This window comes from Kitasatospora sp. NPDC051170 (assembly GCF_044455705.1).
In the GTDB taxonomy this organism is placed as follows: domain Bacteria; phylum Actinomycetota; class Actinomycetes; order Streptomycetales; family Streptomycetaceae; genus Kitasatospora.
Genome location: NZ_JBITFA010000002.1, coordinates 686,917 through 709,465, shown reverse-complemented (window position 1 = coordinate 709,465; position 22,549 = coordinate 686,917). Strand labels below are relative to the sequence as shown.

The 22,549-nt window shown below is 73.2% G+C and carries 16 protein-coding genes; 7 read left to right on the top strand and 9 right to left on the bottom strand.

What is annotated here, in order from left to right; translation table 11 throughout:
* Positions 1–30 precede the first annotated feature (30 nt).
* Both ACIBCA_RS06750 and ACIBCA_RS06745 read right to left on the bottom strand, forming a co-directional pair.
* Complete coding sequence (locus ACIBCA_RS06750; protein WP_396281729.1) at positions 31–981, bottom strand: ABC transporter substrate-binding protein; 951 nt, start codon at positions 979–981, stop codon at positions 31–33.
* Positions 978–1,499 (bottom strand): GNAT family N-acetyltransferase, encoded by a 522-nt coding sequence (locus ACIBCA_RS06745; protein WP_396281728.1) that lies wholly within the window; start codon positions 1,497–1,499, stop codon positions 978–980. Before ACIBCA_RS06745 ends, ACIBCA_RS06750 begins: the two co-directional genes overlap by 4 nt.
* A gap of 605 nt (positions 1,500–2,104) precedes the next feature.
* On the opposite strand from ACIBCA_RS06745, the gene ACIBCA_RS06740 reads away from it, so the two are divergent.
* Both ACIBCA_RS06740 and ACIBCA_RS06735 read left to right on the top strand, forming a co-directional pair.
* The gene (locus tag ACIBCA_RS06740; RefSeq protein WP_396281727.1) at positions 2,105–3,094 is read left to right on the top strand and encodes an amino acid ABC transporter permease; all 990 of its coding nucleotides are present in this window, start codon (positions 2,105–2,107) and stop codon (positions 3,092–3,094) included.
* Positions 3,091–5,022 (top strand): FAD/NAD(P)-binding protein, encoded by a 1,932-nt coding sequence (locus tag ACIBCA_RS06735; protein ID WP_396281726.1) that lies wholly within the window; start codon positions 3,091–3,093, stop codon positions 5,020–5,022. Before ACIBCA_RS06740 ends, ACIBCA_RS06735 begins: the two co-directional genes overlap by 4 nt.
* 12 nt (positions 5,023–5,034) lie before the next feature.
* Here the strand turns inward: ACIBCA_RS06735 and ACIBCA_RS06730 are convergent, their stop codons facing one another.
* Positions 5,035–6,900 (bottom strand): protein kinase, encoded by a 1,866-nt coding sequence (locus ACIBCA_RS06730; protein ID WP_396281725.1) that lies wholly within the window; start codon positions 6,898–6,900, stop codon positions 5,035–5,037.
* 146 nt (positions 6,901–7,046) lie between these two features.
* On the opposite strand from ACIBCA_RS06730, the gene ACIBCA_RS06725 reads away from it, so the two are divergent.
* Positions 7,047–9,326 (top strand): FdhF/YdeP family oxidoreductase, encoded by a 2,280-nt coding sequence (locus tag ACIBCA_RS06725; RefSeq protein WP_396281724.1) that lies wholly within the window; start codon positions 7,047–7,049, stop codon positions 9,324–9,326.
* A 57-nt stretch (positions 9,327–9,383) separates the two neighbouring features.
* Here ACIBCA_RS06725 and ACIBCA_RS06720 read toward each other — a convergent pair whose 3' ends face one another.
* Positions 9,384–10,961: a C40 family peptidase gene (locus ACIBCA_RS06720; RefSeq protein WP_396281723.1), complete on the bottom strand. Its 1,578-nt coding sequence runs from the start codon at positions 10,959–10,961 to the stop codon at positions 9,384–9,386.
* A gap of 344 nt (positions 10,962–11,305) precedes the next feature.
* Here ACIBCA_RS06720 and ACIBCA_RS06715 point away from each other — a divergent pair, with 344 nt between their 5' ends.
* Both ACIBCA_RS06715 and ACIBCA_RS06710 read left to right on the top strand, forming a co-directional pair.
* On the top strand, positions 11,306–12,484 hold the full coding sequence (locus tag ACIBCA_RS06715; protein ID WP_396281722.1) for an anion permease: 1,179 nt from the start codon (positions 11,306–11,308) through the stop codon (positions 12,482–12,484).
* 26 nt (positions 12,485–12,510) lie between these two features.
* Positions 12,511–12,753, top strand: a complete 243-nt coding sequence (locus tag ACIBCA_RS06710; protein ID WP_396281721.1) for a hypothetical protein — start codon at positions 12,511–12,513, stop codon at positions 12,751–12,753.
* A gap of 108 nt (positions 12,754–12,861) precedes the next feature.
* On the opposite strand, the gene ACIBCA_RS06705 is transcribed toward ACIBCA_RS06710, so the two are convergent.
* Positions 12,862–14,415 (bottom strand): MDR family MFS transporter, encoded by a 1,554-nt coding sequence (locus ACIBCA_RS06705; protein ID WP_396281720.1) that lies wholly within the window; start codon positions 14,413–14,415, stop codon positions 12,862–12,864.
* Positions 14,416–14,613: 198 nt separating this feature from the next.
* On the opposite strand from ACIBCA_RS06705, the gene ACIBCA_RS06700 reads away from it, so the two are divergent.
* Positions 14,614–15,654 carry an ABC transporter permease gene (locus ACIBCA_RS06700; RefSeq protein ID WP_396281719.1) on the top strand — a complete coding sequence of 347 codons (1,041 nt, stop codon included), beginning with the start codon at positions 14,614–14,616 and terminating at the stop codon, positions 15,652–15,654.
* Positions 15,655–15,891: 237 nt separating this feature from the next.
* On the opposite strand, the gene ACIBCA_RS06695 is transcribed toward ACIBCA_RS06700, so the two are convergent.
* The 4 genes from ACIBCA_RS06695 to ACIBCA_RS06680 form a co-directional block, all read right to left on the bottom strand.
* Positions 15,892–17,175, bottom strand: a complete 1,284-nt coding sequence (locus ACIBCA_RS06695; protein WP_396281718.1) for an ROK family protein — start codon at positions 17,173–17,175, stop codon at positions 15,892–15,894.
* A gap of 61 nt (positions 17,176–17,236) precedes the next feature.
* Positions 17,237–17,770, bottom strand: a complete 534-nt coding sequence (locus ACIBCA_RS06690) for a GtrA family protein (protein ID WP_396281717.1) — start codon at positions 17,768–17,770, stop codon at positions 17,237–17,239.
* Between the two features lie 57 nt (positions 17,771–17,827).
* The gene (gene lon / locus ACIBCA_RS06685) at positions 17,828–20,221 is read right to left on the bottom strand and encodes an endopeptidase La (protein ID WP_396281716.1); all 2,394 of its coding nucleotides are present in this window, start codon (positions 20,219–20,221) and stop codon (positions 17,828–17,830) included.
* A 167-nt stretch (positions 20,222–20,388) separates the two neighbouring features.
* Positions 20,389–21,123 carry a rhomboid-like protein gene (locus ACIBCA_RS06680; RefSeq protein ID WP_396281715.1) on the bottom strand — a complete coding sequence of 245 codons (735 nt, stop codon included), beginning with the start codon at positions 21,121–21,123 and terminating at the stop codon, positions 20,389–20,391.
* A 619-nt stretch (positions 21,124–21,742) separates the two neighbouring features.
* Here ACIBCA_RS06680 and ACIBCA_RS06675 point away from each other — a divergent pair.
* Complete coding sequence (locus ACIBCA_RS06675) at positions 21,743–22,480, top strand: response regulator transcription factor (protein WP_031076843.1); 738 nt, start codon at positions 21,743–21,745, stop codon at positions 22,478–22,480.
* Positions 22,481–22,549: the final 69 nt, after the last annotated feature.

Below are 22,549 nucleotides of genomic sequence, written 5' to 3'. Positions count from 1 at the left end.
CTCCTTCGGGGGCTCCTGCGGCGCGGCGGGTCACGCGTGTTCGGGCGGGCTGATCTGCGACTCCTTGATCGCGGAGTCCGTGACGCCCCACTTGCGGAGGATCCGGTCGTACGTCCCGTCCTTGATCAGCTGGTTGACCGCCGCCTGGAAGGCCGGGGTGAGCTTGGAGCCCTTGGCGAAGGCGAAGCCGACGTCCAGCCGGTGGTACTCGTTCAGGAAGCGGACCCCGGAGGCGTCCTTGGCCGCCTGGTAGCGCAGGCCGTTGATGGTGGACATCTGCACGTCCACCCGGCCCTGCTGGACGGCGGTGAGCAGTGCGCCGTTGTCGCTGAACGCCTTGACCTCGTACGCCTTCTTGCCGGCGTCGGTGCAGACGTTCTTGCGGCTGTTGAGGGTGCTCTCGAAGGTGGTCCCGGCGCCGGTGCCGATGGTCAGCCCGCACAGCTGCGTCAGGTCGGTGACCGGCTGGAGCGCGGTGTCGCCCTTCTTCACCGAGAAGCCCTGGCCGTCGTCGATGTAGGTGACGAAGTCGATGGTCTTGAGCCGCGCGGTGGTGACGCCGAAGTTGCCGGTGCCGACGTCGTACTTGCCGCTGCCCAGGGCGGGCAGGATCGTCTCGAAGGCGGCGTCCTCGCGCTGGACGGTCAGGCCGAGGACCTTGGCGACGGCGTCGGAGAAGTCGATGTCGATGCCGGCGGCCTTCTTGGTGGCCGGGTCCGGGTAGTAGGCCGCGGGCGGGGCGCCGAAGGAGGAGCCGAACCTGACCGTGCCGGCCTTGCGGACCTCCTCGGGCAGCAGGGCGGCCGCGGCATCGGACTTCGCGACGGCGGAGACGACGTCCTCGGTGGCGGTGGCGGCGGCGGGCCCGCTCGCCCCGGCCGCGCCCGCGATCTTCGGGTCCGAGCCGCAGGCGGCCAGGGCCAGGACGGGCAGCACGGCGGCGAGGGAGACGGACAGGCGGCGGGCGGTGGTGCGCTTCACTTGCGGCCTTTCGGGGCGGGAACCGCTGCGGCCAGCTGCTTCTCGAAGGGCAGCGGGCCGATGGTCAGCGGATCGGCGGTGACGTCGAACAGCGGGGTGTAGCCGGTGGTCAGGTAGAGGCCCCGGGCCTCGGGCTGGCGCGGCCCGGTGGTGAGGTAGATCCGGTCGTAGCCGGCCTCGGCGGCGGTGTTCTCCAGCTCGGCCAGCACCCGGCGGGCCAGGCCCCGGCGGCGGTGCGCGGAGTGGGTCCACATCCGCTTCACCTCGGCGGTGCGCTCGTCGTAGCGCTTGTACGCGCCTCCGGCGACGGGCTCGCCGCCCTCCAGCAGGAGCAGCAGCACCCCGCCGTTGGCCTCGGCGAACTGCTCCGCGGGGTAACGGGTCAACTCCTCGTCCGCGTGCGGCCCGTAGCGGCTGACGTACTCCTCGGCGAGCTCGCGCAGCAGTGGCTCGACCAGCGGGTCGTCCAGGGCGACCCGGCGGAACTCCGGGGCGCGCGGCTTCACTTCGACGGGCATGACGGGACCTTTCGGGCGGGGCGGAGCCGCCGGCCGCGGGTGGGCAGGCCGGAGGAGGCCGCGGCAGGGCGGCCGTCGTGCAGGGGGTGCGCGGGTACGTGACGTGGGCGGACTGCCGGAGCGCAGCGCGAAGTCTCGTGCACGGGAGGAGAGCTGACAGAGCGTCAGTCAAAGGGGAGGCGGCGGGCGGAGCGAGGGCCCGCGACGGGGAAGGCCGAGGGAGGCTCCCCGGGGGAGATCAGGCCGGACGGGCGGCCCGCCGCCGGGTCAGCCGCGACACGCCGCGGACCACACCCGACCGAAGTCGATGTGGTCGCGGGTGACCAGGGGCTCCACGGCGTTCATGGGCACAAGTGAACAGTCGTCCGACTGCTCCGTCAACCATCCATCATTGCCGCACTGTTGCGATCTCCTGTCACTTCCGAGACACCGCCCCCGGCCGTCCCGGCCTCCTTGACAGGCGTCGATCGCACCCGCGTACGATCGACGGCGGAGTGCAGCACCACCGCGCCGGCCGCGTTGAGGGACGCGAACCGGCGCCAGGCCCGTACGTGACGACCGCCCGTACCCATGCCCCGCCCGCACTCCCGCCAGGAGCCGTAGCCATGGCCACCCCACCGGACGTCCTGCCCGCACAGTCCGTACCCGACCAGCCCTCCCCCACCCGCGGCAGATCCGCCGGCGACGGATCCGCCCTCGACGACTTCGCCGAGGCCCGGATCGTCGCCCGCCGCAAGCCCGGCCAGTGGACCGCCGCGGCCGTCGCCCTGCTGCTCGCCGCGATGGTGGTCGGCTCGGTGATCCGCAACGACGCCTTCCAGTGGGACGTGGTCGGCGCGTGGTTCACCGCCCGGTCCGTCCTCGACGGCCTCGCCCTGACCCTGTGGCTGACGGGCCTCACCCTCGGCCTCGGCTTCGTCCTCGGCACCGTGCTGGCCACCATGCGGCTGTCCGGCAACCCGGTGCTGCGCACGCTGAGCTGGACGTACATCTGGATCTTCCGCTCCACCCCGCCGCTGGTGCAGCTGCTGTTCTTCTTCAACATCGGCGCGCTCTACCCGACCCTGGGCCTGGGCATCCCGTTCGGCCCCGAGTTCCTCACCGTGAAGACGGTCAACCTGTTCGGGCCCACCCTGACGGCCGTCATCGGCCTGACCCTGCTGGAGACGGCCTACGCCGCCGAGGTGATCCGCGGCGGCATCCTCTCCGTGGACCGCGGCCAGCTGGAGGCCGCCTCCGCGCTGGGGCTCGGCCGGTGGCGGGTGCTGCGCCGGATCGTGGTGCCGCAGGCGATGCGCGCGATCGTGCCGACGGCCGGGAACATGCTGATCGGCGCGCTCAAGAACACCAGCATCGTCAGCGTGCTGGCCGTCTCCGACCTGCTCTACTCGGTGCAGCTGGTCTACCTGCAGTCCTACCAGGTGATCCCGATGCTGATGGTCGCCACCCTCTGGTACCTGGTGGTCACCACCGTGCTGTCCGTCGGCCAGTACTACGTGGAGCGGCACTTCGCCAAGGGCGCCACCCGCGAGGGTCTGCCGCCCACCCCGCTGCAGCGCACCCGCGCGGCCCTGCGACGGGCGGTGAAGGCATGAGCGGCACGCTCGTGATCGTCGGTGCGGGCCCGCGCGGCGCCGGGCTGCTGGAGCGGATCGCCGCCAACGCCGCCGAACTCCTGCCCGCCGACCACCCGTTGGAGATCCACCTGGTCGACCCGTACCCGCCCGGCGCGGGCCGGATCTGGCGCGCCGACCAGTCGCCCCTGCTGCGGATGAACTCCATGGCCGAGGACGTCACCATGTTCACCGACGAGCGCTCCACCGTCGAGGGCCCCGTCCGCCCGGGCCCCTCCCTCGCCGAATGGGCCGGCGCCCAGCGGGAGTTCGCGCCGTACCGGGAGGTCGCCGACCCGGCCGTACGGGCCGAGCTGGCGGCCCTCGCGCCCACCGACTTCCCCACCCGCCGGGCCCAGAGCGCCTACCTGGACTGGGCGTTCCGCCGCGCCGTCGCCGATCTGCCGCCGCAGGCCACCGTCACCGTCCACCGTACGAGGGCCCGGCGGATCGAGGGCCCGGCGGACGGCCCGCAGCGCGTCCACCTCGAGGACGGGACCGTGCTCACCGCCGACCACGTCACCCTCACCCTCGGCCACCTCGACTCCGCCCCGGACCCCCGCCACCACGCCGACACCGAGTTCGCCGCCCGGCACGGCCGCGTCCACCTGCCGCCCGCCTACTCCGCCGACGTGGCCGAGGAGTTGACCGCCATAGCCCCCGGCGAACACGTGGTGCTGCGGGGCCTGGGCCTGGCCGCCGTCGACCTGGTCGCGATGCTCACCGAGGGCCGCGGCGGCCGCTTCGAGCCCGTCGGCGACGGCCCCGCCCTGCGCTACCTGCCCTCCGGCCGCGAGCCGGTGCTGCACCTGGGCTCCCGGCGCGGCGTGCCGTACCACTCCAAGACCGGCTACCGCCTCCAGGGCCCGCCCGCGCCCCTGCCCCGCTACTTCGACGCGGCCGCCGTGGACGCGGTGCTCGCCACCGAGGGGGCGCTCGAACTGCGGCGCGATTTCTGGCCGTTGATCGCCAAGGAAATCGCCTTCGGGCACTACCACGAGCTCTTCCACGCCCACCCCGGGCGCACCGCCCTGCCCTGGACGGAGTTCCTCGCCCGCTACGACGCCCACGGCTGGTACACCCCCGAGCGCGCCGCCCTGGAGGCCGAGGCCGTGCCCGACCCGGCCGACCGGATCCACTTCGAGCGCCTCGACCACCCGCTGGCCGGCCTCGAACTCGCCACCGCCGAGGAGCTCCAGGCCCATCTGCGCGCGTACGTCACCGAGGACGCCGACCGCCGCGCCGACCCCGCCCACAGCGCCGACCTCGGCGCCTTCCTCGCCCTGCTGTCGATCTTCGGCCAGCTCCCCCGGGTGCTGGCCAGCGGCCGGCTCACCGCCCGCTCGGTCGCCGAGGAGTCCGACGAGTGGTTCTTCGGCTACTTCAGCTTCCTCGCCTCCGGCCCGCCCGGCTTCCGGCTGCGTCAGCTGCTCGCCCTCTCCGAGGCCGGGGTGGTGACCTTCCTCGGGGCGAACGTCCGGGTCGTCCGGGACGAGGCCACCGGCACCTGGCGGGCCGGCGGCACGACCGTCCCCGGCCACACCGTCACCGCCACCGCGCTGATCGAGGCGTACCTGCCCAAGCACGCCCTGGCCCGCACCGGGGACCCGCTGCTGCGCGAACTCCACCGCGCCGGACGGCTGGTGGAGGAGGTGGTGGCCGACGAGGAGTACACCCACCGCTCCGGCCTGGTCACCATCGACCCCGAGGACAGCCGCCTGCTCGACCCCGCCCTCGGCGACACCCCGCACCCACGCCGCACCGCCCTCGGCCCGCACACCAGCCTGCGCTCCGCCGCCGCCTTCGCCCGGCCCCGCACCGACGCCCCGGCGTTCCGCCAGAACGACGCGGCCGCCCGGGCCCTTCTCCGGGCTCTGGCCACCCTCCCGGCGGCGGTGCTGGCCGCATGAAGACCGTACGGGTCAGGGCCCGAAGATCTCCTCCACCAGGTCCTCGTCCGAGACGTGGTCCGGAGCCTCGAAGACCACGCTCGCGACGCCCTTCAGGCCGATCCCGCGCTCCAGCGTCTGCACGGCCAGCTGCCCGTCCCGGTCGTTGACGAAGTCCCACAGCCGCAGGCGGCGCACCAGCATCAGCGCCTCCATCCGGCTCATCTTCGGCGCCCGGTTGCGGCGCTTGGTGCCGGTGACGACCAACCGCTGCTGGAAGGTCATCAGGTCCTGCCACGCCTGCACGGCGCTGGGGTGGCGCTCGCCGAGGGCCTGGGCGAGGTCGGGCAGCAGCGCCCGCAGCCCGGCGATCGCCCCGTTGAGGTCGCCCCGGTTGGCCTGGCGCACGGCGATGTCGTGCCGGGCCTTGAGCACCCGCGGGTCCTGCGGGCCGCCGGCCACGTGCAGGTCGGGCAGCAGCTCGGACAGCAGCCGGATCGCGGTGACCTCGGCGCCGCTCTCGCCCACGCACCACGCCAGGTGGTAGCGGGCGCTGACGGTGTCGGGGTCGGCCGGGCCGAACGCCGCCTTCATGTCCTCGACGACGGTGAGCAGCAGCCGGATCGCGCCCTCGACGTCCCCCGCGCGGCTGAGGTACCAGCTGAAGTCCCGCCAGGTGCACAGGGTGTCGCGGTCGTCGGCGCCGAGCGCGGCCACGCACTCCTGGGCGATCGCCTGCAGCTGGATCGCCGATTCGCCCGCCGTCGCGGCCCGGTAGGCGGCCGTGCGCCGCTCGCGCAGCGAGGCCCGTACGGCATCGGAGGGCCCGGCGGCGGCCACCACGGGCGGCGTGGTCAGCGGCGGCAGCACCTGCGAGGGCGTGGGCACGTTCGGCGCCGACGGCTGCACCGGGAACAAGGGCGGCGGCGAGGCGGGCATCGGCGGAACCTGCGGTACGGACTGCGGCGTCGACGGGGCCACGGGCTGCGGCGTCGACGGGACCACCGGCTCCGGCTCCGGCGGCTGCTCCTTCACCGTCGACGCCGGGGCCACCGCCGCCTCCCCGCGCCAGTCGGCCAGCTCCGCCAGCCGCGCCTCGACCGTACGGGCGTCCGCCGGCCGCGCCTGCGGGTCCTTGGCGAGCAGCTCGGCGATCAGCCCGGCCACCTGCGGCGGCAGCCCGAACTGCGCCGGGTCCAGCGCGGGCGGCGGCTCGTTGAGGTGCTGGTACATCAGCACCGGCGTGGAGTCACCGCCGAACGGCCGTGCCCCGGTGAAGAGTTCGACGAGCACGCAGCCCAGCGCGTACAGGTCCGCCCGCCCGTCCACGCGCCCGCCGGTCCACCGCTCGGGCGCCATGTAGGCGGGGCTGCCGACGATCGTCCCGGTGGTGGTGAGCCCTCCGGCGCCGGTGTCCAGCTGGGCGATGCCGAAGTCCAGCACCTTGAGCCGGCCGACGTCGGTGATCATGATGTTGTCCGGCTTGATGTCGCGGTGCACCATCCCCGCGTCGTGCGCCGCCGCGAGCGCCCCGCAGATCTCCCGCCCCCACCGCAGGCTCTGCGCGGGCTCGGGCACCCCGGCGCGCAGCACCTCCGTCAGGGTGCGGCCGGTCAGCATCTCCATGACCAGGAAGGTCACCTGCTCGTCGGCGACCTCGCTCTGCCCGAGGTCGTGCACGGTCACGATGTGCGGATGGGACAGGTTGCCCGCCGCACACGCCTCCCGGACGAACCGCAGCGCGGCCTTCGCCTGGTCACCGCCGTGGTGCCCGATCACCTTGACGGCCACCGGCCGCTGCATCCGGGTGTCCTGCGCCTTCCACACCACCCCGAAGCCGCCCTGCCCGAGCTTCTCCAGCAGCTCGTACCGTCCGTCGAGGACGTCACCGACCCGCATGCGCCCCTCCCCCTTCCCCTGTGACGAGCAGACTCTACCGAGGCCGGGCCTCTCCCCTCCCCCTGCCTCCACCTGGGTGGAAGGATGGGCACCGGGCCCCGCAAGGGTGCGGCGGCCCGAACAGGCACAGTCCAAGGAGCGCAGTCATGGCCAAGCAGGCCCCGCAGAGCGACCCGGCGCAGGACGCCCCGCAGGTGTCCGCGCCCCAGCACGCGGCCGCCGGTCTGCCCGCCGTCGGCCACAGCCTGCGGATGGCCGCCGAGCAGATGGGCCCCCGGCGCACCCTCGCCACCCTGGGCCGGCTCAACCAGCACGGCGGCTTCGACTGCCCCGGCTGCGCCTGGCCCGAGCCGGACAAGCCGCACCTCGCCGAGTTCTGCGAGAACGGCGCCAAGGCCGTCGCCGAGGAGGCCACCGAGCGCCGCATCCGCGCCGAGTTCTTCGCCGCCCACCCGATCTCCGACCTCACCGAGCGCTCCGGCTACTGGCTGGGCCAGCAGGGCCGCCTCACCCACCCGATGCTGCTCGACGAGGGCGCCACCCACTACGCGCCGATCTCCTGGGACGACGCCTTCGCCCTGATCGCCGAGGAGCTGCGCGCCCTGGACACCCCGGACGGCGCCGCCTTCTACACCTCCGGCCGCACCAGCAACGAGGCCGCCTTCGCCTACCAGCTGTTCGCGCGCCGCCTGGGCACCAACAACCTGCCCGACTGCTCCAACATGTGCCACGAGTCGTCCGGTTCGGCCCTCACCGAGACCATCGGCATCGGCAAGGGCAGCGTCAGCCTCAAGGACCTCTACCAGGCCGACCTGATCATCGTGGCCGGCCAGAACCCCGGCACCAACCACCCCCGGATGCTCTCCGCCCTGGAGCGCGCCAAGCGGGCCGGCGCCACGATCGTCAGCGTCAACCCGCTGCCGGAGGCGGGCCTGGAGCGCTTCAAGAACCCGCAGAACGCCCGCGGGCTGGTCGGCCAGGGCACCAAGCTGACCGACCTCTTCCTCCAGATCCGCCTCGGCGGGGACCTGGCGCTCTTCCGCGCGCTCAACCGCATCGTCCTGGAGGCCGACGGGGTGGACCGCGCCTTCGTCGCCGAACACTGCCACGGCTACGAGGAGTTCGAGGCCCAGGCCCTGAAGACGGACCGCGCGGAGGTCCTCGCCGCCACGGGCCTGCCCTGGGAGCAGATCGAGGAGCTGGGCCGGATGGTCCTCGCCTCGAAGAAGGTCATCGTCTGCTGGGCGATGGGCCTCACCCAGCACAAGCACGCCGTCCCGACCATCCGCGAGGTGGTCAACTTCCTCCTCCTGCGCGGCAATGTGGGCCGCCCCGGCGCCGGGGTCTGCCCGGTGCGCGGGCACAGCAACGTCCAGGGCGACCGGACGATGGGCATCTTCGAGCGGCCGAGCGCCGCCTTCCTGGACGCCCTGGGCGCGGAGTTCGGCTTCGAGCCGCCGCGCGCGCACGGCTACGACTCGGTGGACACCATCCGCGCCATGCGCGACGGCAAGGTCGAGGTGTTCTTCGCGATGGGCGGCAACTTCGTCGCCGCCACCCCGGACACCGAGGTGACCGAGGCCGCGATGCGCCGCTGCCGGCTGACCGTCCACGTCTCCACCAAGCTCAACCGCTCGCACGTGGTCACCGGCGCCCGCGCCCTCATCCTGCCCACCCTCGGCCGCACCGACCGGGACACCACCCGCCTCGGCGACCAGGTCGTCAGCGTCGAGGACTCCATGGGCCAGGTGCACGCCTCGCGCGGCCGGCTGCGCCCGCCCGCCGAGGGCCTGCTCTCCGAGACCGCCATCGTCTGCCGCCTCGCCGAGGCCGTCCTCGGCCCGGAGGACTCCGTGCCCTGGGCGGAGTTCGCCGCCGACTACGGCACCCTGCGGGACCGGATCGCCCGCGTCGTCCCCGGCTTCGAGGACTACAACGCCAGGCTCCAGCGCCCCGGCGGCTTCACCCTGCCGCACGGCCCGCGCGACAGCCGCACCTTCCCGACCGCCACCGGCAAGGCCAACTTCACGGTCAACCCGCTGACCGCCCCCGAAGTCCCGCAGGGCCGCCTGCTGTTGCAGACCCTGCGCTCCCACGACCAGTACAACACCACGATCTACGGCCTCGACGACCGCTACCGGGGCATCAAGGGCGGCCGCCGCGTCGTCCTGGTCAACCCGGCGGACGCGGCCGGACTCGGCCTCGTCGAGGGCGCGTACGTCGACCTGGTGAGCGAGTGGACGGACGGCGTCGAGCGCCGCGCCCCGCACTTCCGGGTCGTCCACTACCCCGTCGCCCGGGGCGGCGCGGCGGCGTACTACCCGGAGACCAACGTGCTGATCCCGCTGGACTCCACGGCCGACATCAGCAACACGCCGACCTCCAAGGCCGTCGTCGTCCGCTTCGAGCCCGACACCGCGCCGTAGACGCCGTGGAACAGGCAGGAGGCCCGCCCGGTGTCACCGGGCGGGCCTCCTGCCTGTTCAGCCTCGGTTGGGCGAGACCGTGCCGCCCAGCGGCAGCGTCGCCGTGGCGCTGCCCGGGGCCGAGGCGCCGGCCGTGCCGGTCGACGTCCCGGTGGAGCTCGGCGTGCCCGTACCCGTCCCGGTCGCGGTCGGCGCCGAAGTGCCGGTGCCGGTGCCGGTGCCCGAGGGCGTGCCGGTACCCGAGGGCGTGCCCGGGGTCGTGGTGCCGGTCGGCGTCGGGCTGGTCGTCGCCGTGTCCGTCGGGGTCGGCGTGGGCGAGCCCGTACCGGACGGCGTGCCGGTGGACGTCCCCGGCTCGGGGGTGACCGGGGTGGTCGGCGTGGCCGGGGTCCCCGGGGTGACGGGCGGCGTCTGCGGCACCGGGCTGGGCGCTATCGGCGTGGTGGCGTCCCAGCCGGCGGGCAGGTCCGGCACCTTCCAGGCGCCGCCGGCGTCGTCGGCCGCACCGTCGGGGTCGGGCCGCACCGCGCCGAGGATCGGCATCGAGCCGATCGGCGAGACCTTGATGTACGCGCCGGGCCGGGGCGCCTGCACGATGAGCCCGCCGCCGATGTACATCCCGACGTGCGTGGCGTCCTTGAAGTAGATGACCAGGTCGCCGGCCCGGATCTGGTTGAGCGGCACGTGCTGGAGCTGCGCCCACTGCTCCTGGCTGGTGCGCGGGATCGACCGCCCGGCGTGCAGCCACGCCTGCGAGGTGAGGCCGGAGCAGTCGTAGGACTCGGGCCCGGTGCCGCCCCACAGGTACGGCTTGCCCAGCTGGGCGAGGGCGAAGGCGATGGCCCCGCGCCCCTGGGCGGAGGGGGTGCGCTCGCCCTTGCCGAGGGCGCCGGAGGCGAGGAAGGCGAGCTGGGCCTCGTCGGCGCGGGCCTTCTCCAGCTGCTCCAGCTCGGCGCGCTGGGCGCCGGTGAGGGAGGAGACCGTCAGCTCGACGGCGGCGAGGTCGGCGGCCGCCTTGGTCTTGGCCGCCTCCTGCTGGGTGACGAGCGTCTTGGAGGTCTTCAGCGCCTCCTCGCTCTGCTGCTTGAGGGTGTCGAGCGCGTCGCGGTCGCCCTTGAGCTTGGCGAGGAAGTCGGACTGCGAGCGGCTGGCGGCGCTGAGCAGCTCGGCGATGGTGACGGCCTCGTACGGGTCCTTGGAGAGCAGGAGCTCGGCGTAGGCGGAGGTGGCGCCGTTGCGGTACTGGGCGGCGGCCAGCTGGGAGGCGATGTCGGTGCCCGCGTCGACCTGCTTCTGCTGGCGGTCGAGCTTGCCCTGGACCTCGGTGAGCGCGGCCTGCTGCGCGGCGACCTTGGCGACGGAGCCGTTGTACTGCTCGGTGGCGGCCTCGGCGCTCTGGTAGAGGTCGTGGAGCCGGTCGAGCATCGGGCCGAGGGTGGCCTTGGTGGCGGCGAGCGGGTCCTGGCCGGGGGCGACGCTCACTCCGGTGGTGCCCGGGTCCGGGCTGGCCCAGGCCGCGCCGGCGGCCAGGGGGAGGGAGAGCGCGGCGGCCGCGAGGGCGGCTCCGCAGCGCAACGCCGCCCGCACCCAGGGGCGTACGCCCGCCGTTTCCGTGCGCTGTGCAGCCCCGCCCATGGTTGGTCCTCCCCGCACCGAACCTGCTACCTGCCCCCGTGTGTTCGCCGGGTTGCCGCAGATCCTCCCATGGGTTACCGGTCGGAAACAGAGCACACCCCGACCAGGGGGTTAATTCTCCGTGCGAACTGTGAGACAACTCTCAACAAAACCGATCGAAACCGGACGTTCCCCTTCGAAGGCCTGGTCAACACGCCACGGTTCACCCCTGCGAAAGCTCTCAGCCATCGCCAGGACACCATCAGAACCACGATTCCCGTCCCAGTTCACCTTTCGTTCACCTGACAGACCTACCGTCACGACGACACCAACGTCCGTGCGACAACTACGACGATTGTTTGGGTATGGAACACATCTCGTTCCTGGTAGCCGTTGTGATCATCACGGCGCTCGCCTTCGACTTCACCAACGGGTTCCACGACACCGCCAACGCGATGGCCACCTCCATCGCGACGGGAGCCCTCCGGCCGAAGGTCGCGGTCACCATCGCGGCCGTGCTCAACTTCGCGGGCGCGTTCCTGTCCGTGAAGGTCGCCACCACCATCTCCGGCGGCATCGTCAACGAGAAGAGCGGCGTCCACCCGGAGATCATCTTCGCGGCACTGGCGGGCGCCATCCTCTGGAACCTGCTCACCTGGCTGCGCGGCCTGCCGTCCAGTTCCTCGCACGCGCTCTACGGCGGCCTCATCGGCGCCACCGTGGTCGGTGTCGGCATGAACGGCGTCAACTTCGACACCGTCGTCTCCAAGATCCTGATCCCCGCGATCGCCTCCCCGTTCGTCGCGGGCCTGGCCTCCTGGGGCGCCACCAAGCTGGCGTACGCGATCACCCGCCGTAGCGACGAGGGCACCGTCACCAAGGGCTTCAAGACCGGCCAGATCTTCTCCTCCTCGCTGATCTCGCTCGCGCACGGCACCAACGACGCCCAGAAGACCATGGGCATCATCACCCTCACCCTCGTCTCGGTCGGCGCCCTGCCGCACGGCGCCCTGCCCCCCACCTGGGTGATCGTCTCCGCCGGCGCCGCGATCGCGCTCGGCACCTACATGGGCGGCTGGCGGATCATCCGCTCGATGGGCAAGGGCCTGGCGGACATCAAGGCGCCGCAGGGCTTCGCCTCCGAGTCGGCCGCCGCGACCGTCATCCTGACCTCCTCGCACATGGGCTTCGGCCTCTCCACCACCCAGGTCTGCTCCGGCGGCATCATGGGCGCGGGCCTCGGCGGGCCCAAGGGCCAGCTGCGCTGGAGCCTGGTGCGCCGCATGGTCTACACCTGGGGCCTGACCCTGCCGGCCGCCGCCCTCGTCTCCGGCGGCGCGGCCCTGCTGGCCCGCCAGGGCACCTGGGGCGTCGTCGTGGTCGGCGTGCTGCTGGTCGCCGGCTCGGGCGCGATGTGGATCATCTCGCGCCGCCAGCCCGTCAGCGCGCACAACGTCAACGACGCGGACGAGGTGACCCCGGTCGAGCTCGCCCCGACCACCCCCACCGTCACGTCCCCCGCCTCGACCACGGTCGCGGCCTGAGCGCCGCCCGCTGAGGAGCACGCACCATGCACATCAAGTGGACCGCCCTGGCCCAGACCGCCTGCGCCAGCTTCGGCATCACCGTCGCCGTGGTCGCCGTCTTCGCGCTCGGCATCCTGGCGCTGTCGCGCCGCGAGGCCGTGCTGAGCGCCCGTGAGGGCGAGGGCCGGAGCACCGGCAAGCCCGCCCTGCTGGCCGGCGCGTACGCCTGCTTCGCGCTCTGCGCCTCCGCCGTGGTCTACGGCCTGGTGCTGATCGCGGCGCCGTAGGGCTCGCAGGGCTCGCAGGCCTCGTAGGGCTCGTAGGGCTTAGGACGAACGCCGGAAGGGCCGGGGAGTGCGATGGCACTCCCCGGCCCTTCCGTCTGCGCGGGCGGCTCAGACCTGGCTGGTCTTCAGCACCGTCTCGCGGATGAACAGCACGGTGACGAAGGCCAGCAGCGCGAAGGGCGCCGCGAACAGGAACACCATGCCGACGCCGTGGCCGAAGGCGTCCGTCACCAGCGGGACGACCGGGGCGGGCAGCTTGTGCAGGTCCGGGATGCCGCCGCCGGTCCCGTGCCCGGCCGGGATGTGCGCGGCCGCGAGGTTCTCCGCCAGGTAGTGGGTCACCTTGTCGTTCATCAGCGCGCCGAGCGCGGAGACGCCCATCGCGCCGCCCATGGTGCGGAAGAAGGTGACCACCGAGCTGGCGGCGCCCAGCTCGTGGCGCGGCACGGTGTTCTGCACCGCGAGCACCAGGTTCTGCATGGTCAGGCCGAGGCCGACACCCGTGATCGCCATGTAGACGGAGAGCAGGGTGTAGTCGGTGTCGGCCCGCGCGGTGCCGAGCAGCCCGAAGCCGACGGCCAGCATCAGCGTGCCGGCGACCAGGTACGCCTTCCACTTGCCGTACTTGGTGATCAGCCGGCCGGCGACGGTGGAGGCCACCGCCAGGCCGAGGATCATCGGCAGGGTCATCAGGCCGGCCATCGTCGGGGACTTGGCCCGGGCCAGCTGGAAGTACTGGCTGAGGAAGGTCGTGGCGCCGTACATCCCGACGCCGACGAGCACGCTGGCCAGGGCGGCCAGGCTGACGGTGCGGTACCGGAAGAGGTCCGGCGGGATGATCGGCTCGGCCGCGCGGCGCTCGACGACGACGGCCAGCGCGCCCAGCAGCAGGCCCCCGCCGACCATCGCGGCGGTCTGCCAGGACAGCCAGTCGTAGTTCTTGCCGGCCAGGGTGATCCAGATCATCAGCAGGCTCACGGCGGCGGTGATGGTCAGCGCGCCCAGGTAGTCGATCTTCACCTTGCGCCTGACCACCGGCAGCTTCAGGGTGCGCTGGACGACCAGGATCGCGGCGATCGCGAACGGGATGCCGACGTAGAAGCACCAGCGCCACCCCAGCCAGGGGGTGTCCACGATGACGCCGCCGATCAGCGGGCCGCCGATGGTGGCCAGGGCGAAGACCGCCCCGAAGTACCCGCTGTAGCGGCCGCGCTCGCGCGGCGGGACCATCGCCGCCAGGCAGATCTGCGCCAGCGCGGTGACACCGCCGGCGCCGATGCCCTGGAGGGCGCGGCAGGCGATCAGCTCGCCGGTGTTCTGCGCGAGGCCGGCCAGCGCGGAGGAGCCGATGTAGATCACCAGGGCGATCTGGAGCAGCAGCTTCTTGCTGGCCAGGTCGGAGAGCTTGCCCCAGATCGGGGTGGAGGCGGTGAGGGTGAGCAGCGTCGCGGTGATCACCCAGGTGTAGGCGGACTGGCCGCCGTGGAGGTCGGTGAGGATGTGCGGCAGGGCGTTGGAGACGACGGTGGACGAGAGCACGGCCACGAACAGGCCGAGCAGCAGGCCCGAGAGCGCCTCCATCACCTGGCGGTGGGTCATCGGACGGTCGTCGACGGCGGCGGCTGCCACCGCGCCGGTCTCGGCCTCTGTGGTCGGGGTCATCTGGGTCCTCTGATTTCGTTGTCTTACGCAACCATATCCCCGGATGGTTGAGTTAGGCAACTTTCTTCAAGGGCAAGTAAAGAGAGGTTCGCCACTTGAGGCCCCCTCAGACCCCGCGCCCCGGCGCGTGGGGTGCGACAAGCCAACTACTTCATGGTATGAAGTATCCGTTTTCCGCCGATACGCAAGGAGATGCGGATGGCTGCCCCGGGGCAGGGATTCATGACCGAACTCAAGAGCGCGGTCACCCCGCGCGCGGCACTCCTGGTACTCGGAGTCCTGCTGCTGCAGCTCGGCTTCATCACCTCGTACGTCGGGGCGCTGCACCACCCGACCCCGCAGAACCTCTCCATCGCGGTGGTCGCCCCCGAGCAGGTCGCCCCCAAGTACACGGGCGCCCTCAACGCGATCGACGGCAAGCCCGTCAAGGCCGTCACCGCGCCCGACGCGGAGACGGCCACCCAGCAGATCAAGGACCAGAAGGTCTACGCCGCCCTGGTCGTCGACCCCAGGGGCACCCAGGACACCCTCCTCGTCGGCGGCGCCCGCGGCCCGTCCGCCGCCAAGGCCGCGGAGACCATCACCACCGCGCTGGACGCGAAGCAGGGCCGTACCGTCGTCGTCCACGACGTCCTGCCGCTCGCCAAGGGCGACACCAACGGCCTCACGTCGTTCTACCTGGTCATCGGCTGGTGCGTCGGCGGCTACCTGGTCGCCTCCATCCTCGGCATCAGCGCCGGCTCCAAGCCCGCCAACGTCCACCGCCTGCTGATCCGCCTCGGCGCCCTCGCCCTCTACTCGGTGGTCGCGGGCCTCGGCGGCACGATCATCGCCGGCCCCGTCCTGGACGCCCTGCCCGGCTCGATCCTCGCCCTGACGGCGATTGGCGCCCTGGTGGTCTTCACGGTCGGCGCCTTCACCATGGCCCTGCAGTGCCTCTTCGACATCCTCGGCATCGGCGTCGCCGTCCTGATCTTCGTCGTCCTCGGCAACCCCAGCGCCGGCGGCGTCTACCCCGACCCGATGATGCCCCCCTTCTGGCGCGCCATCGGCTCGGTCATCCCCAACGGCGCGGGCACCGCCGTCACCAAGTCGATCGCCTACTTCGACTCCACCAACATCGGCAAGCCCCTCCTGGTCCTCTTCCTCTGGGCCCTCGTCGGCGTCGCCGTGGCCCTCCTCGCCGTCCTCCGCACCCCCCGCTCCGGCGGCCGCGAACTGGCCGCCGCAACCGCCTGACCCCCTCACCCCCGCTGAGCCCCCGGCCCCCGGCCGGGGGCTCAGGTCGTTCCGGACTTCCACGGAATCCGGCAACCGACCCCCTCCGGCCGCTGGCCCCGCTTACCTCGGGGGCCACTCCAGCCCGGCTCCCCCGGCCGCCCACTCCAACCACCGGCCCACCTCGGGGAGCCCGTGCGCGAGGCATGGGGGCGTGATGCGGCCCCGGCTCATCGCGCCCGCCGCCCCGGCCGGGTATCAGGTCCCTGCCGGGGTGGCCAGGGGGCCGGGGTCGGCGACGATGGCGCGGACGACGCCTACGGCGGCGCCGAGGAGGGGGCCTCGGCGGCCGAGCCGGGAGACGGTCAGGCGGTCGTCGGACCAAGGCCGGACGGTGACGCGGGCGGCCAGTTCGGCGTGCATCGCGGGGAGCAGCCAGGGGGCCGGGCCGGCGTAGCCGCCGCCGAGGACGATCGCGGCCGGGTCCAGCAGGTTGACCGCTCCGGCGGCGGCCGTGCCGAGGGCACGCCCCGCGCGGACCAGCGCTTCGCGGGCGGCCTCGTCGCCCGCTGCGGCGCGGTCGGCGACCAGCGCCGCCCAGTCGCCCCGGGCGTCCGTCAGGTGCGCCGCCCGCAGGACGGCGGCCCCGCCCGCGTACTGCTCCAGGCAGCCGCGCGCGCCGCAGGCGCAGCGCGGGCCGTCCGGGTGGACGGGGACGTGGCCGAACTCGCCCGCGTAGCCGCGGGCTCCGCGCAGCAGTCGCCCGCCGATGACGATCGCCGCACCGACCCCGGCCTCGGCGGAGACGTAGAGGAAGTCCTCGGGGCCCTCCCCCAGCCACCGCTCGGCGAGCCCGCCGAGGTTCGCCTCGTTGTCCACCTCGATCGGCAGCTCCGCCAGCCCGCCGCCGCCCGATCCGCCCCGGCCCGGTCGCGGCTCCGCGGCACTCGCGCCCGCGGCGGCGTCCTCCCCCGCGCGCAGCGCCGCCCGGAGCTCCGCCGCGAGCGGCACGTCCGCCCAGCCCAGGTTGGCCGCGCGCTGCAGTACCCCGCCCGCGTCGACCAGTCCGGGGACGGCCAGGGTCAGGCCCGCCGGCGCGAGGCCCGCCTCGGCGACGGTCTCGCGCAGGAGTGCGGCCAGGTCCGCCAGGACGGCGCCCGGCGGGCGGTCCGCGTTGGCGGCCTCCTCGCGGCGCCAGGCGCGGATCTCGCCGCGCAGGTCGACGACGCAGGCCCCGAGGTGCCGGACGCCGATCTCCGCGCCGAGGCCGGCGGGGCCGTCGGGGTTGAGGCCGAGGGCGGTGCCCGGTCGGCCGACCTTGCCACTGGGGGCGGAGGGGCCCTCCTCGACGACGAGCCCGGCGGCGATGAGCTGCTCGGCGAGGGAGGAGACGGCGGCCCGGGTGAGCCCGGTGCCGGTGGCGACCTCCGCGCGGGAGCGCGGGGCGCGGGCGATGACGCCGAGGACGAGGGCGAGGTTGGCCCGTCGCATGCCCTGCTGGCTGGCGGGCCCGGCCCTGAGGCCTTCGGGTTCCCCGCGCATGGTTCCTCACCTCACGGTTTCATCGCGCATCCCGTGGCGTCCTCGACATCTTCGACATCTTTCACATCTCCGACATCCCCGGCACCTCGGTTGCAGCGTAACCGTCCTCCGGCGCCGGCGGCGGCGTCGTGAACACCCACCGCTGCACGGCCCAGAACCGGAAGAGCATGGCGACGAACGTCCCGACGACCATCCCGCTGAGGAAGTCGGCGATCTCCTGGGCGAGCGGCCCGACGTACGGCTCGCGCAGGTCGAGCAGGTAGCGGGAGACGATCAGCGGGAGGTCGTTGACCGCGATGGCGACGGCGCTGACCAGCGCGAACAGCAGGGGTTCGCGCCGCCGCCACCCGGTGCGGAAGGCCCAGCGCCGGTTGAGCACGTACGACACGACGGTGCCGATGACGGTGGCGACGGTCAGCGCGACGACCGGTTTGTGCTCCAGCACGGTGAACTTCAGCTCGAAGTCGATCACCACGGTGAGCAGGAAGCAGAGCCCGCCGACGAGCAGGAACTTCACCAGCCGCCGGTGCCTGAGGAGCAGGGGCCGCAGCGGCGGCGGCACCCGCGCCAGGGCTCGCTGCGTGGGGGACGGCATCCGAGCAGTGTCACACGCCCGGATGCCGTCCGCCTTTCAACGCCGCTGGGCGGGCCCCTAAACGGCCAGGAGTACTCCGGCCGGCTCCAGCGCCAGCTTCAGCACCTCCCGCACGTCCGCGACCGGGTGGACGGTGAGCCGCTCCAGCACCTCGGCCGGGACGTCGTCCAGGTCGGCCTCGTTGCGCTTGGGGATGATCACCGTGGTGACGCCGGCCCGGTCGGCGGCGAGGAGCTTCTGCTTGACCCCGCCGATGGGCAGCACCCGCCCGGTGAGCGACACCTCGCCCGTCATCGCCACGTCGGTGCGCACCTTGCGGCCGGAGAGCAGCGAGGCGAGCGCCGTGGTCATGGTGATGCCGGCGCTGGGCCCGTCCTTGGGGACGGCCCCGGCGGGGACGTGCAGGTGGACGCCCCGGTCGCGCAGCGAGGTGACGGGCAGTTCCAGCTCGGCGCCGCGCGAGCGCAGGTAGGAGAGCGCGATGTGCGCGGACTCCTTCATGACGTCGCCCAGCTGCCCGGTGAGGGTGAGCCCGGTGCCGCCGGTCTCGGCGTCGGCGAGGGAGGCCTCGATGTAGAGGACGTCGCCGCCGGCGCCGGTGACGGCGAGCCCGGTGGCCACGCCGGGGACGGCGGTGCGCCGCTCGGCGGGTTCCTGGGCGGCCTCGGGCACGTGGTGCGGCCGGCCGATGAGGGCGCGCAGGTCCTTCGGGCCGACGGTGACGGGCAGCTCGCGCTCGCCGAGCTCGGCCTGTGCGGCGATCTTGCGCAGCACCCGGGCGATGGAGCGTTCCAGGTTCCGTACGCCGGCCTCCCGGGTGTACTCCCCGGCGAGCCTGCGCAGCGCCTCCTCCTCGACGCCGACCTGCCCGTCGCCGAGGCCCGCCTTCTCCAGCTGGCGCGGGAGCAGGTGGTCGCGGGCGATGACGACCTTCTCGTCCTCGGTGTAGCCGTCCAGGCGGACCAGTTCCATGCGGTCGAGCAGCGGCTCGGGGATGGACTCCAGCACGTTGGCGGTGGCGAGGAAGACGACGTCGGAGAGGTCGAGCTCGACCTCCAGGTAGTGGTCGCGGAAGGTGTGGTTCTGCGCCGGGTCGAGCACCTCGAGCAGGGCGGCGGCCGGGTCTCCCCGGTAGTCGGAGCCGACCTTGTCGATCTCGTCGAGCAGGACGACGGGGTTCATCGAGCCCGCCTCCTTGACGGCCCGGACGAGCCGGCCGGGCAGCGCGCCGACGTAGGTGCGCCGGTGGCCCCGGATCTCGGCCTCGTCCCGCACCCCGCCGAGGGCGACGCGGACGAACTTTCGGCCCATCGCGTGGGCCACCGATTCGGCGATCGAGGTCTTTCCGACCCCGGGCGGGCCGACGAGGGCGAGAACCGCGCCGCCGCGGCGGCCGCCGATCAGCCCGAGCCCCTGGTCGGCGCGGCGCTTGCGCACGGCCAGGTACTCGACGATGCGCTCCTTCACGTCGGCCAGGCCCGCGTGGTCGGCGTCCAGGACGGCCCGGGCGCCGGCGATGTCGTAGGCGTCCTCGGTGCGCTCGTTCCAGGGCAGCTCCAGGACGGTGTCGAGCCAGGTGCGGATCCAGGAGCCCTCGGGCGACTGGTCGGAGGAGCGCTCCAGCTTGTCGACCTCCTTGAGCGCGGCCTCGCGGACCTTCTCGGGCAGGTCGGCGGCCTCGACGCGGGCGCGGTAGTCGCCCTCCTCGTCGGCCGGGTCGCCGTTGAGCTCGGCGAGTTCCTTGCGGACGGCCTCCAGCTGGCGGCGGAGCAGGAACTCCTTCTGCTGCTTGGCGACGCCCTCCTCGACGTCCTTGCGGATGGTGTCGTTGACCTCCTCCTCGGCGAGGTGGTCGCGCAGGAGGGTGAGCGCGTACTCCAGCCGGGCGACCTGGTCGGCCTCCAGGAGCACCTTGAGCTTCTGCTCGGCGGTGGCGAAGGGCGCGTAGCCGATGTTGTCGGCGAGCTCGCCGACGCCCTCGATCTGGGCGACGCGGTCGACGATCTGCCAGGCGCCGCGCTTGCGCAGCCACTGGGTGGACAGCGCCTTGTACTCCTTGACCAGCTCGGCGGCCCGCCCGGCGACGGGCGTGCCGACGGAGGACTCCTTGAACGGGGTGGTCTCCACCCACAGGGCGGCGCCGGGCCCGGTGGTGCCCACACCGATGCGCACCCGGCGCACGGCGCGCACGAGGGCGGCCGGGTCCCCGTCGGCGAGGCGGCCGACCTGCTCGACGGTGGCGAGGGTGCCGGCCGCCGCGTACGAGCCGTCGACCCGGGGGACGAGCAGCACCTGGGGCTTGCCGGAGCCGGTGGCCGCGGCGCGGGCGGCTTCGACGGCGGCGCGCACCTCCGTGTCCTTCAGGTCGAGCGGGACGACCATGCCCGGGAGCACGACCTCGTCGTCGAGCGGCAGCACGGGCAGGGTGAGCGGTGTGGACGTCGATGCCATGATCTCTCCCCAGTCAGTGAACTTGAGTCGACCTGACTAAGGCTCGGCGGGCCCCGGATGTTCCCGCGGCTTTGTTCGCCGTGAGCGAACACCAGAAGGCCCTGGACAACCGGCGAACGACCGTTCGGTAGGGGATGTCAAAAACGGGCCCGCTCGCCCGGCGGGGCTCAGCGCGTCGCCGGGAACCCGCCCCGCGCGGCCACACCCTTGACCGCCGCGGCCGCCACCCGGCGCGGGCGCGAGGTCGGAGGCCGCCGCCGAACCCGCCGCAGCCACCGCCACAGCGCCACCCCGGCGAGCACCGCCGCCGGGTGCCCGACGGCCGTGACCACGTCCCGGTCCTCGGCGATCTGCCCGGCGATCATCAGCCCGGTCGCGCCCAGCGCGAGCACCCGCCCGCGCGTGGACATCAGTCCGGCCACCGCGCCCAGGCAGGCGAGCACGCCGTAGCTGACCCCGATGTCCAGCCGGTCCATCGCCTCGGGCTCCATCCGCCCGGTGGCCACCGCGCCCATCACCACGCCCTGGGAGAGCAGCGTGGCGCCGACGTGCCCGATCGCGAACACCGCCGCCGCCCGCGCCGGGCCGACCCTGCGCTCCAGCGGCGCGAGGGTGATCGCGAATCCCCACAGGTACGGCATCCACGCCTCGCCGGCGACCCAGAATCCGCTGAGCACGAGAGCCCGCAAAGGGTGCTGCAGAAGGTTGTGCCCGTCCGAACTGGACGCCTCCTGGAGGCGTTGCACGAGTTCCGGGTCGGCGAGTTTCGCGAAGGTCGTGGTGACGCCGACGACGGCGAGGTATCCGAGCGTGAACGGATTGCGCCGGGGCGTCGGCAGGCGTTCCAGCAACCAGTCGAGGACGACGGTGCGCAGTCCGTGGCGGAACATTCCGTACGGCACGCCGACGGGCGCCTGAGCGCGCCCTCCGGACTCACGCCACACTGCCGCCATGCCGCCTCCGCTCCGTGCCCGCAGCCACCCGGTTCTCCCCGCCCCGTGCCCAACGTACCGGCGGGAGCGAGGGATTCCGCGCGGCGGGGCGGCGTCGCGACGACGTTACGTCGAGGTTCTGAGAGGCACCTGAGAAAAGCCCGTGAAGACTGTCCCGGAGTCAGTGAGTCCGATTACCGAAAAATTGGTCTGGACCTAGTTCCGGAGAACGCTTCGGCATCGGCTCTGACCGGCAGCTCGCCCTGAACCCCATCGCATACGTACCGTCATCCGGCGAAAATTCCCCGGGTAAGGTATCGCCCCGTGCCCACCCCTTCGGTGGGCCTCCGGGCGGCCCGGAAGGCCGCCCCACGGGCCGGAAACGTCCGGTCCACCTGCCGGGAAGCATCCGCTGTCCGTACGCTGCGAAGTGCGCGGGAGCATCGGGCGGCCGACCACCGCCCGGCCCGTTCCCGATCGCGCGGCGGGGCGGCGGACCCGGCACAGTCCACGACGGAACAAGACTACGAGCGGAGCCCGCCATCCCCACAGGTGGCCGGCCCGCAGCCCTGGGGGCGGTGGCGTGACCGTGACAGAGATTCAGCAGGACAACCACAACACCGGCGGCACGGTGAACAGCCAGCGCAGAGTGCTGGTGGTGGAGGACGAGCCCACGATCGCGGAGTCGATCGCGGCCCGGCTGGGCGCGGAGGGCTTCAAGGTCGCCGTGGCCCACGACGGACCGGGCGCGGTCGACGGCTTCCACACCTGGCAGCCGGACCTGGTCGTCCTCGACATCATGCTGCCCGGCTTCGACGGCCTGGAGGTGTGCCGCCGCATCCAGGCCCAGCGGCCGGTGCCGGTACTGATGCTGACGGCCCGCGACGACGAGACGGACCTCCTGGTCGGGCTCGGCGTCGGCGCGGACGACTACATGACCAAACCGTTCTCGATGCGCGAACTCGCGGCCCGGGTCAACGTGCTGCTGCGCCGCGTCGAGCGCGCCCAGCAGGCCGCCCGCACGCCCGCGCTCGGCAGCCTGCGCTTCGGCGAGCTGGAGATCGACCACGTGCAGCGCCGGGTCCGGCTCGCCTCCGGCGACGTCCACCTGACGCCCACCGAGTTCGACCTGCTCGCCTGCCTGGCCGCCCAGCCGCGCGCCGTGCTCACCCGCGAGCAGCTGCTGGCCGAGGTCTGGGACTGGACCGACGCCTCCGGCACCCGCACGGTGGACAGCCACGTCAAGGCGCTGCGGCGCAAGATCGGCGCCAGCTGGATCCGCACCGTGCACGGCGTCGGCTACGCACTGGAGGCCCCGCTGTCCTGACGGCGGACCTCGGGCGACGGGCCTCCGGGGGGCCCGTGTCCCGAACGACCGACCGCACCAGGACGCACG